General features: G+C 53.3%; 5 protein-coding genes, 2 tRNA genes and 2 rRNA genes. 8 read left to right on the top strand and 1 reads right to left on the bottom strand.

Translation table 11 applies throughout. The features are described from left to right. Nucleotides 1–2,190 carry a fatty acid oxidation complex subunit alpha FadB gene (fadB, locus tag ACREYP_RS21255; protein WP_336819556.1) on the bottom strand — a complete coding sequence of 730 codons (2,190 nt, stop codon included), beginning with the start codon at nucleotides 2,188–2,190 and terminating at the stop codon, nucleotides 1–3. A gap of 190 nt (nucleotides 2,191–2,380) precedes the next feature. Here fadB and pepQ point away from each other — a divergent pair, with 190 nt between their 5' ends. The 8 genes from pepQ (at nucleotide 2,381) to ACREYP_RS21215 (ending at nucleotide 11,714) form a co-directional block, all read left to right on the top strand. After that, the gene (pepQ, locus tag ACREYP_RS21250) at nucleotides 2,381–3,712 is read left to right on the top strand and encodes a Xaa-Pro dipeptidase (protein WP_166995906.1); all 1,332 of its coding nucleotides are present in this window, start codon (nucleotides 2,381–2,383) and stop codon (nucleotides 3,710–3,712) included. Then, entirely contained in the window at nucleotides 3,712–4,326 is a 615-nt protein-coding gene (locus ACREYP_RS21245) for an IMPACT family protein (protein ID WP_336819558.1), read from the top strand. The genes pepQ and ACREYP_RS21245 overlap by 1 nt, the downstream gene beginning before the upstream one ends. Before the next feature lie 41 nt (nucleotides 4,327–4,367). Next, complete coding sequence (trkH, locus tag ACREYP_RS21240; RefSeq protein ID WP_008455438.1) at nucleotides 4,368–5,819, top strand: Trk system potassium transporter TrkH; 1,452 nt, start codon at nucleotides 4,368–4,370, stop codon at nucleotides 5,817–5,819. An 11-nt stretch (nucleotides 5,820–5,830) separates the two neighbouring features. Beyond that, entirely contained in the window at nucleotides 5,831–6,364 is a 534-nt protein-coding gene (hemG, locus tag ACREYP_RS21235) for a menaquinone-dependent protoporphyrinogen IX dehydrogenase (protein WP_166879461.1), read from the top strand. Nucleotides 6,365–6,728: 364 nt separating this feature from the next. Beyond that, a 16S ribosomal RNA gene (locus ACREYP_RS21230) occupies nucleotides 6,729–8,268 on the top strand. Nucleotides 8,269–8,336: 68 nt separating this feature from the next. Beyond that, nucleotides 8,337–8,413: transfer RNA gene (locus ACREYP_RS21225), tRNA-Ile, on the top strand. A 112-nt stretch (nucleotides 8,414–8,525) separates the two neighbouring features. Further along, nucleotides 8,526–8,601 (top strand) — tRNA-Ala (locus tag ACREYP_RS21220). A 206-nt stretch (nucleotides 8,602–8,807) separates the two neighbouring features. Beyond that, nucleotides 8,808–11,714, top strand: a 23S ribosomal RNA gene (locus ACREYP_RS21215). The 16S and 23S rRNA genes sit together here with 2 tRNA genes alongside, the layout of an rRNA operon. The last annotated feature ends 84 nt before the right edge of the window (nucleotides 11,715–11,798 follow it).

The raw sequence follows: 11,798 nt of genomic DNA, 5'->3' as shown, positions 1-11,798 counted from the left end.
TCAGGCGCTTTTCAGGTCACTGGTCGGGCGGGCTGGCTCGACCGGGGGATAGTACGGCTCGTTGCGTGATGCTTTGGCCTGAAGGCCTTCAGGCACGACGTACAGCGGGCCGAGGTTTTGGTACTGCTGCGCCATGTCGAAATACTTCGCGCTGCCCAGGGTGTCCAGCCAGCGGAACGCGCCGCCGTGGAACGGAGGGAAACCGAGGCCGTAAACCAGCGCCATATCGGCTTCTGCCGGGCTGGCAATCACGCCTTCTTCGAGGCAGCGAACCACTTCGTTGACCATTGGGATCATCATGCGGGCGATAATTTCTTCGTCGCTGAAGCTGCGCTTAGGCTGGCTCACGTCTGCCAGCAGGCCATCAACAGCTTCGTCCTGGTCTTTGCGCGGTTTGCCTTTGCTGTCTTCTTTAAAACGATAGAAGCCCTGCTGGGTTTTCTGGCCGTAGCGTCCGGCATCAAACAGAACGTCGATTGCGTCGCGGTAATCTTTGTTCATACGCTGCGGGAAGCCTGCGGCCATGACCGCCTGTGCGTGATGGGCGGTATCAATTCCGACCACGTCCAGCAGGTAAGCCGGGCCCATCGGCCAGCCGAACTGTTTTTCCATCACTTTGTCGATCTGGCGGAAATCCGCGCCGTCGCGCAGCAACTGGCTAAAGCCTGCAAAGTAGGGGAACAGCACGCGGTTGACGAAGAAGCCCGGGCAGTCATTGACCACGATAGGGGTTTTACCCATTTTGCTTGCCCATGCCACCACTTTGGCGAGGGTGGCGTCTGAGGTTTTTTCTCCGCGAATGACTTCAACCAGCGGCATGCGATGCACCGGGTTGAAGAAGTGCATCCCACAGAAGTTTTCCGGGCGTTTCAGCCCGCTTGCCAGTTCGCTAATCGGGATGGTTGAGGTGTTGGAAGCCAGCACGGCATCAGGGCGAACCTTATCTTCGGTTTCTGCCAGCACCGCTTTTTTCACTTTCGGATTTTCAACTACGGCTTCAACGACAACGTCTACACGATCGAACCCTGCGTATTCCAGCGTTGGCTGAATGGTTGAAATCACCTGTGCCAGCTTCATGCCGTCAATTTTGCCGCGCTCAAGCTGTTTGTTCAGCAGCTTGCTGGCTTCATTAATGCCCAGCGCCAGCGACTTCTCGTTAATGTCTTTCATTAATACCGGCACGCCTTTCCAGGCGGACTGATAAGCAATGCCGCCGCCCATAATACCCGCGCCGAGTACGGCCGCGTGTTTAGGCGTTTCGATATCTTTGGTGAGTTTTTTCGCTTTGCCTTTGACAAACTGATCGTTCAGGAAGATGCCGACCAGCGCGCGGGCTTCATTGGAACGAGCCAGCGGCACAAAGCTTTGGGTTTCCAGCTTCAGGGCTTCATCGCGGCCAAGACCGGCGGCAGCTTCAATGGTTTTTACCGCAGTCATTGGCGCTGGGTAATGCTTCCCGGCGATCTGCGCCACCATGCCTTTAGCAATGGTGAAGCTCATACCGGCTTCGATTTTGCTTAAACGTAACGGCTCAAGTTTCGGGGCGCGTTTTGCCTGCCAGTCAAGCTCGCCTTTGATCGCCTGGCGGAGGACTGCCAGTGCGCCGTCACGCAGTTTTTCGGTTTTTACCACACCATCAACCAGGCCAAGTTTTTGCGCTTCTGCTGCGCCAACGTCTTTGCCCGCGGTGATAATTTCAAGCGCGCTATCGGCACCCAATAAACGCGGCAGACGAACGGAACCGCCAAAGCCCGGCATAATGCCTAGCTTAGTTTCCGGCAGGCCAATACGGGTATCCGGCGTTGCCAGACGGTAATCGGTTGCCAGTACACATTCGCATCCGCCGCCCAACGCGTAACCATTCACCGCGGCGATGGTTGGGACGGGCAAGTCTTCCAGGCGGTTAAACACGCTGTTGGCAAATTGCAGCCAGTGGGTCAGCTGTTCGGCAGGGACCAGGAACAGCGACAGGAATTCGGTAATGTCGGCGCCAACGATGAAGGCGGATTTGCTGGAACTCAGCAGCAGGCCTTTGAGGTTAGGCTGTTTTTCAAGTACGGCCAGCGCTTCGCCGAGGCTGGCGACGGTCGCTGTATCCAGCTTGTTGACGGAGCCGGGGGCATCAAAAACCAGTTCGGCGATGCCGTCTTCCAGCCAGTCGAGATGTAGGGTTTCACCTTGGTAGAGCATGTCAATCTCCTGAATCCAGCAATGGGATCTGGTCGTACCAGATGAAGCGGAGTGTGGAATTGATGTTAATGAAATGCAAATTTCTCTTTAAATATTTGCAAACTCGATCACAGGCGGCGGAAATAACTCGGCGGTTTGTCCGGTATGCTAAGATGCGATGCGAACAGAGACAAAAACAGAAGGATAAATTATGGAATCACTGGCCGCGCTGTATAAAGATCATGTGGCAACGCTACAGGAGCGTACCCGCAACGTTCTGGCGCGTTTTAACCTTGATGCATTACTTATTCACTCCGGGGAGCTGTTCAATGTCTTCCTCGATGATCATGCCTATCCGTTTAAAGTAAACCCGCAGTTCAAAGCCTGGGTGCCGGTGACCCAGGTACCTAACTGCTGGCTGCTGGTGGATGGCGTGAATAAGCCGAAGCTGTGGTTCTATCTGCCGGTGGATTACTGGCACAACGTGGAGCCGCTGCCGGAATCCTTCTGGACCGACGATATTGAAGTGATTGCGCTGCCAAAAGCCGACGGTATCGGCAGCCAACTGCCTGCCGCACGCAGCAATATTGGCTACATTGGCCCGGTGCCAGAGCGTGCATTACAGTTGGATATCACGCCAGCCAACATCAACCCGAAAGGGGTTATCGACTATCTGCATTATTATCGCGCTTATAAAACGGACTACGAGCTGTCCTGCATGCGCGAAGCACAGAAAACGGCAGTCGTCGGCCATCGCGCTGCGCACGAAGCGTTCCTGTCCGGCATGAGCGAATTCGATATTAACATCGCTTACCTGACGGCGACCGGACACCGCGATACCGATGTGCCGTATGGCAATATCGTGGCGCTCAATGAGCATGCTTCGGTGCTGCACTACACTAAGCTGGATCATCGCGTCCCTGCCGAAATTCGGAGCTTCCTGCTGGACGCTGGCGCTGAATATAACGGCTATGCCGCCGACCTGACGCGGACCTGGACGACCCAAAGCGACAGCGATTTCGCTCATCTGATTAAAGACGTGAACGAAGAGCAACTGGCGCTGATCGACACTATGAAGTCCGGTGTGCGCTATACCGATTACCACATCCAGTTCCATCAGCGTCTGGCTAAGCTGCTGCGTCGCCACAAGCTGGTGAACGACATCAGTGAAGAGGCGATGCTGGAAGCCGGGATCACTACCCCGTTCATGCCGCACGGCATCGGGCATCCGCTTGGGTTGCAGGTTCACGATGTAGCCGGGTTTATGCAGGACGATACCGGGACGCATCTGGCTGCACCTTCGCAGCATCCTTATCTGCGCTGTACCCGCGTGCTGGAACCTCGCATGGTGCTGACCATTGAGCCCGGTTTGTACTTTATCGAATCGCTGCTGGCACCGTGGCGTGAAGGGCAGTACAGCAAACACTTCGACTGGAAGCGTATTGAGGCGCTGAAGCCGTTTGGCGGCATCCGCATTGAAGATAACGTCGTTATCTATGAAAACAGCATCGAAAACATGACGCGTAACCTGAAGCTCGCGTAATGGAAAGTTGGCCAATCCCTGCCGAGCCCGTCACGGTCAGCGAGGAGATCAAGAAAAGCCGCTTTATTACCTTTGTCGCCCATACGGATGGGGTAATAGCGGCTAAAGCATTTGTTGAGAAAGTCCGGGCTGAACACCCGGACGCTCGTCACCATTGCTGGGCGTGGGTTGCTGGCGCGCCGGATGACTCGCAGCAGCTAGGTTTCTCGGATGATGGTGAGCCTGCAGGCACCGCAGGGAAACCTATGCTTGCCCAACTGATGGGAAAAGGTATTGGTGAAATCACTGCGGTGGTGGTGCGCTACTACGGTGGGGTGAAGCTGGGTACTGGTGGCCTGGTGAAAGCCTATGGCGGCGGCGTACAGCTGGCGTTAAACCAGCTTTCTACAGTGCTCAAAGTGCCGTTAACCGAATATACTTTGCATTGCGACTATTCGCAGCTGGCGGGTGTGGAAGCGCTACTCAAGCAAAGCGATGGTCTTATTGTGGAAAGCGACTTCCAGGCCATCGTTGCTATGCGCGTAGCGTTGCCGCAAACCCAGGTGGCTGCCTTCAACGCCAGGCTGAGTGACTTTAGCCGCGGTGCGTTGCATTTATTGCCGTTTGAACAATAATCCCACCTCGTTATTTATAGATATTTAAGGAAGCGGCTGAAATGCATTTTCGCGCCATTACCCGAATCGTTGGCCTGTTGGTTATCCTCTTTTCCGGAACCATGATACTCCCCGGCTTAGTGGCTCTAATCTATCGAGACGGTGCCGGCCGCGCCTTTACCCAAACCTTTTTTGTTGCGCTGGCGATAGGTTCTTTACTGTGGTGGCCAAATCGCCGTGAGAAAAGGGATCTCAAACCGAAGGAAGGCTTCCTGATCGTTGTGCTGTTCTGGACTGTGCTGGGCAGCGTGGGTGCGCTGCCGTTTGTCTTTGCCGAGCGGCCGAATCTGACGGTAACAGACGCCTTTTTTGAATCCTTTTCTGGCCTGACAACGACCGGCGCGACAACGCTGGTGGGGCTGGACTCTTTACCTCATGCGATTCTTTTCTATCGGCAAATGCTGCAATGGTTCGGCGGGATGGGGATCATCGTCCTGGCGGTGGCCATCTTGCCTATTCTTGGCGTCGGTGGGTTGCAGCTGTATCGGGCAGAAATGCCGGGGCCGCTTAAAGATAATAAAATGCGCCCGCGTATCGCCGAAACGGCAAAGACGCTGTGGCTCATTTATGTCCTGCTGACGATTGCTTGCGCGCTGGCGCTTTGGTTCGCGGGGATGCCGGCGTTTGATGCTATCGGACATAGCTTCTCTACTATTGCGATTGGTGGCTTCTCGACACATGATGCGAGCGTGGGCTACTTCAATAGCCCAACCATCAATACCATTATTGCTATCTTCCTGCTGATCTCTGGCTGTAACTACAGTCTGCACTTCTCCCTGCTGAGCGGGCGTAGCCTCAAAGTGTACTGGCGCGATCCGGAATTTCGGATGTTTATCGGTGTACAGCTCTCGCTGGTTCTGGTCTGTACTCTGGTGCTTTGGTTCCATAATACCTACCAGTCAGCCTGGCAGACTTTGAACCAGGCTTTCTTCCAGGTCGTGTCGATGGCGACCACCGCGGGCTTTACCACGGACAGCATCGCTCGCTGGCCGCTATTCTTGCCGGTTTTGCTGCTCTGCTCTGCCTTCATCGGCGGCTGCGCCGGATCTACCGGTGGTGGCCTGAAAGTGATTCGTATCCTGCTGCTGTTTAAACAAGGTAACCGCGAGCTGAAACGCCTGGTACACCCGAATGCCGTTTACAGCATCAAGCTTGGGAACCGGGCCTTGCCGGAACGAATTCTTGAAGCCGTATGGGGATTCTTCTCTGCTTATGCGCTGGTGTTTATCGTCAGTATGCTGGCTATCATCGCGACCGGCGTGGATGACTTCTCTGCTTTTGCCTCTGTTGCTGCAACGCTTAATAACCTGGGCCCGGGCCTTGGCGTCGTTGCCGATAACTTTGCCAGCATGAATCCCGTGGCCAAATGGATCCTGATCGTGAATATGCTGTTTGGCCGCCTTGAAGTATTTACCCTGCTAGTACTGTTCACGCCTACTTTCTGGCGCGAGTAACCGGAGCCTGTGTGAAAACCTTAATTCTGTTTTCGACCCGAGATGGTCAAACTCGTGAGATTGCTTCTTATATCTCTTCTGAACTGAAAGAGCTGGGCGTGGAGAGCGATGTGGTCAATCTCCATCGCTGCGAGGAACTTGCCTGGGCTAATTACGACCGGGTGATCATTGGTGCTTCTATTCGCTACGGACATTTCCATGCCTCTGTTGAGGCGTTCGTGAAAAAGTATCAGCTGCAGCTGAAGGAGCGCGCGAGTGCATTTTTCGCGGTCAATCTTGTTGCCCGTAAACCAGAGAAGCGTTCACCGCAGACGAATCCTTATACCCGCAAGTTTTTGCTTAACTCGGTTTGGCAGCCCGATCATTGTGCCGTGTTTGCCGGTGCATTGCGTTACCCGCGTTATGGCTGGCTGGACCGCTTCATGATCCGCTTAATTATGAAAATGACCGGCGGTGAAACGGATACAAGTAAAGAAGTGGTTTATACCGATTGGCCGCAGGTAGCCCGATTTGCCCGTGAAATTGCACAGTTAAGCACCAAATAGCGTTGTAAATAAGCGGGTTGGCGAAAAAGAATGCGGTCAGAAAGTTTTTTTAAATAAACGCTTGTCACCGCCGAAGAACTCCCTATAATGCGCCTCCACTGACACGGAACAACGGCTTGCAAAGCGGCGTGTCAGGCGGAGTGAAGCGAAAAATAAATGCTTGACTACGCAGCGGGGAAGCGTAATATGCACAGCCCGCGCTACTGAGAAAGTAGCACTGCTCTTTAACAATTTATCAGACAATCTGTGTGGGCACTCGCAGGATTGATATCTCAGCATCTTCGGATGCAAACAAATATCAAGTCTTGAAGAGTGACTACTGATTTTATAAACAGTTTTAATTCTTTGAGCATCAAACACTTTTAAATTGAAGAGTTTGATCATGGCTCAGATTGAACGCTGGCGGCAGGCCTAACACATGCAAGTCGAGCGGTAGCACAGGGAGCTTGCTCCTGGGTGACGAGCGGCGGACGGGTGAGTAATGTCTGGGGATCTGCCTGATGGAGGGGGATAACTACTGGAAACGGTAGCTAATACCGCATAACGTCGCAAGACCAAAGAGGGGGACCTTCGGGCCTCTTGCCATCAGATGAACCCAGATGGGATTAGCTAGTAGGTGGGGTAATGGCTCACCTAGGCGACGATCCCTAGCTGGTCTGAGAGGATGACCAGCCACACTGGAACTGAGACACGGTCCAGACTCCTACGGGAGGCAGCAGTGGGGAATATTGCACAATGGGCGCAAGCCTGATGCAGCCATGCCGCGTGTATGAAGAAGGCCTTCGGGTTGTAAAGTACTTTCAGCGAGGAGGAAGGCATTAAGGTTAATAACCTTGGTGATTGACGTTACTCGCAGAAGAAGCACCGGCTAACTCCGTGCCAGCAGCCGCGGTAATACGGAGGGTGCAAGCGTTAATCGGAATTACTGGGCGTAAAGCGCACGCAGGCGGTTTGTTAAGTCGGATGTGAAATCCCCGGGCTCAACCTGGGAACTGCATTCGAAACTGGCAAGCTTGAGTCTTGTAGAGGGGGGTAGAATTCCAGGTGTAGCGGTGAAATGCGTAGAGATCTGGAGGAATACCGGTGGCGAAGGCGGCCCCCTGGACAAAGACTGACGCTCAGGTGCGAAAGCGTGGGGAGCAAACAGGATTAGATACCCTGGTAGTCCACGCCGTAAACGATGTCGACTTGGAGGTTGTGCCCTTGAGGCGTGGCTTCCGGAGCTAACGCGTTAAGTCGACCGCCTGGGGAGTACGGCCGCAAGGTTAAAACTCAAATGAATTGACGGGGGCCCGCACAAGCGGTGGAGCATGTGGTTTAATTCGATGCAACGCGAAGAACCTTACCTACTCTTGACATCCAGAGAACTTTCCAGAGATGGATTGGTGCCTTCGGGAACTCTGAGACAGGTGCTGCATGGCTGTCGTCAGCTCGTGTTGTGAAATGTTGGGTTAAGTCCCGCAACGAGCGCAACCCTTATCCTTTGTTGCCAGCGGTTCGGCCGGGAACTCAAAGGAGACTGCCAGTGATAAACTGGAGGAAGGTGGGGATGACGTCAAGTCATCATGGCCCTTACGAGTAGGGCTACACACGTGCTACAATGGCGCATACAAAGAGAAGCGACCTCGCGAGAGCAAGCGGACCTCATAAAGTGCGTCGTAGTCCGGATTGGAGTCTGCAACTCGACTCCATGAAGTCGGAATCGCTAGTAATCGTAGATCAGAATGCTACGGTGAATACGTTCCCGGGCCTTGTACACACCGCCCGTCACACCATGGGAGTGGGTTGCAAAAGAAGTAGGTAGCTTAACCTTCGGGAGGGCGCTTACCACTTTGTGATTCATGACTGGGGTGAAGTCGTAACAAGGTAACCGTAGGGGAACCTGCGGTTGGATCACCTCCTTACCTAAAAGATACAACCCGCGTAGTGCTCACACAGATTGTCTGATAGAAAACGAGCAGTAAAACCTTATAGGCTTGTAGCTCAGGTGGTTAGAGCGCACCCCTGATAAGGGTGAGGTCGGTGGTTCAAGTCCACTCAGGCCTACCAAATTCTCCGCTATCCTGCGTTACAGCACCACTCACATACAAAAGTATGCTTCGTGGCGCTGCGCCTTGACCAGCGATGAATTTATGGTAATCAAAGGTTTTACGAAATCGATGGGGCTATAGCTCAGCTGGGAGAGCGCCTGCCTTGCACGCAGGAGGTCAGCGGTTCGATCCCGCTTAGCTCCACCATCATTTCATGCACCAAAACTTACTTCAGAGTGTACCGGTGACGGTGTACTGCGAAGTATTTGCTCTTTAACAATCCGGAACAAGCTGAAAATTGAAACGACATGTCGTCTTATTCTTCCGTAATAAAGAATGAGGTTAAGACATGTTCGAGTCTCTCAAATTTTCACAACAGCGATTGTGTCTTACGAGACACCTTCGGGTTGTGAGGTTAAGCGACTAAGCGTACACGGTGGATGCCCTGGCAGTCAGAGGCGATGAAGGACGTGCTAATCTGCGATAAGCGTCGGTAAGGTGATATGAACCGTTATAGCCGGCGATTTCCGAATGGGGAAACCCAGTGTGATCCGTCACACTATCATTACGTGAATACATAGCGTAATGAAGCGAACCGGGGGAACTGAAACATCTAAGTACCCCGAGGAAAAGAAATCAACCGAGATTCCCCCAGTAGCGGCGAGCGAACGGGGAGCAGCCCAGAACCTGAATCAGTTTGTGTGTTAGTGGAAGCGTCTGGAAAGTCGCAGGGTACAGGGTGATACTCCCGTACACTAAAATGCACATACTGTGAGTTCGAAGAGTAGGGCGGGACACGTGGTATCCTGTCTGAATATGGGGGGACCATCCTCCAAGGCTAAATACTCCTGACTGACCGATAGTGAACCAGTACCGTGAGGGAAAGGCGAAAAGAACCCCGGCGAGGGGAGTGAAAAAGAACCTGAAACCGTGTACGTACAAGCAGTGGGAGCCTCTTTATGGGGTGACTGCGTACCTTTTGTATAATGGGTCAGCGACTTATATTCTGTAGCAAGGTTAACCGTATAGGGGAGCCGCAGGGAAACCGAGTCTTAACTGGGCGTTAAGTTGCAGGGTATAGACCCGAAACCCGGTGATCTAGCCATGGGCAGGTTGAAGGTTGGGTAACACTAACTGGAGGACCGAACCGACTAATGTTGAAAAATTAGCGGATGACTTGTGGCTGGGGGTGAAAGGCCAATCAAACCGGGAGATAGCTGGTTCTCCCCGAAAGCTATTTAGGTAGCGCCTCGTGAACTCATCTTCGGGGGTAGAGCACTGTTTCGGCTAGGGGGCCATCCCGGCTTACCAACCCGATGCAAACTACGAATACCGAAGAATGTTATCACGGGAGACACACGGCGGGTGCTAACGTCCGTCGTGAAGAGGGAAACAACCCAGACCGCCAGCTAAGGTCCCAAAGTCATGGTTAAGTGGGAAACGATGTGGGAAGGCACAGACAGCCAGGATGTTGGCTTAGAAGCAGCCATCATTTAAAGAAAGCGTAATAGCTCACTGGTCGAGTCGGCCTGCGCGGAAGATGTAACGGGGCTAAACCATGCACCGAAGCTGCGGCAGCGACACTATGTGTTGTTGGGTAGGGGAGCGTTCTGTAAGCCGTTGAAGGTGAACTGTGAGGTTTGCTGGAGGTATCAGAAGTGCGAATGCTGACATAAGTAACGATAAAGCGGGTGAAAAGCCCGCTCGCCGGAAGACCAAGGGTTCCTGTCCAACGTTAATCGGGGCAGGGTGAGTCGACCCCTAAGGCGAGGCCGAAAGGCGTAGTCGATGGGAAACAGGTTAATATTCCTGTACTCGGTGTTACTGCGAAGGGGGGACGGAGAAGGCTATGTTAGCCGGGCGACGGTTGTCCCGGTTTAAGCATGTAGGCGGAGCGTTTAGGTAAATCCGGACGCTTATCAAACGCTGAGGTGTGATGACGAGGCACTACGGTGCTGAAGTAACAAATGCCCTGCTTCCAGGAAAAGCCTCTAAGCATCAGGTAACATTGAATCGTACCCCAAACCGACACAGGTGGTCAGGTAGAGAATACCAAGGCGCTTGAGAGAACTCGGGTGAAGGAACTAGGCAAAATGGTGCCGTAACTTCGGGAGAAGGCACGCTGTCATCAGGTGAAGCCCCTCGCGGGTGGAGCTGAAGGCAGTCGAAGATACCAGCTGGCTGCAACTGTTTATTAAAAACACAGCACTGTGCAAACACGAAAGTGGACGTATACGGTGTGACGCCTGCCCGGTGCCGGAAGGTTAATTGATGGGGTTATCCGCAAGGAGAAGCTCTTGATCGAAGCCCCGGTAAACGGCGGCCGTAACTATAACGGTCCTAAGGTAGCGAAATTCCTTGTCGGGTAAGTTCCGACCTGCACGAATGGCGTAATGATGGCCAGGCTGTCTCCACCCGAGACTCAGTGAAATTGAAATCGCTGTGAAGATGCAGTGTACCCGCGGCAAGACGGAAAGACCCCGTGAACCTTTACTATAGCTTGACACTGAACATTGAGCCTTGATGTGTAGGATAGGTGGGAGGCTTTGAAGCGTGGACGCCAGTCTGCGTGGAGCCAACCTTGAAATACCACCCTTTAATGTTTGATGTTCTAACGTAGACCCGTGATCCGGGTTGCGGACAGTGTCTGGTGGGTAGTTTGACTGGGGCGGTCTCCTCCTAAAGCGTAACGGAGGAGCACGAAGGTTAGCTAATCACGGTCGGACATCGTGAGGTTAGTGCAAAGGCATAAGCTAGCTTGACTGCGAGAGTGACGGCTCGAGCAGGTGCGAAAGCAGGTCTTAGTGATCCGGTGGTTCTGAATGGAAGGGCCATCGCTCAACGGATAAAAGGTACTCCGGGGATAACAGGCTGATACCGCCCAAGAGTTCATATCGACGGCGGTGTTTGGCACCTCGATGTCGGCTCATCACATCCTGGGGCTGAAGTAGGTCCCAAGGGTATGGCTGTTCGCCATTTAAAGTGGTACGCGAGCTGGGTTTAGAACGTCGTGAGACAGTTCGGTCCCTATCTGCCGTGGGCGCTGGAGAATTGAGGGGGGCTGCTCCTAGTACGAGAGGACCGGAGTGGACGCATCACTGGTGTTCGGGTTGTCATGCCAATGGCATTGCCCGGTAGCTAAATGCGGAAAAGATAAGCGCTGAAAGCATCTAAGCGCGAAACTTGCCCCGAGATGAGTTCTCCCTGACCCTTTAAGGGTCCTGAAGGAACGTTGAAGACTACGACGTTGATAGGCTGGGTGTGTAAGCGTAGCGATACGTTGAGCTAACCAGTACTAATGATCCGTGAGGCTTAACCTTACAACACCGAAGGTGTTTTAGAGACGAAAGATTTTCAGCTTAGTTCAGGATTAGATTGATGGTTATATGGAAATATAACGGTCA

This window comes from Enterobacter sp. TMH.L2, assembly GCF_050847315.1.
Taxonomy (GTDB): domain Bacteria; phylum Pseudomonadota; class Gammaproteobacteria; order Enterobacterales; family Enterobacteriaceae; genus Cedecea.
This window is presented reverse-complemented; position numbering and strand designations above follow the sequence as displayed.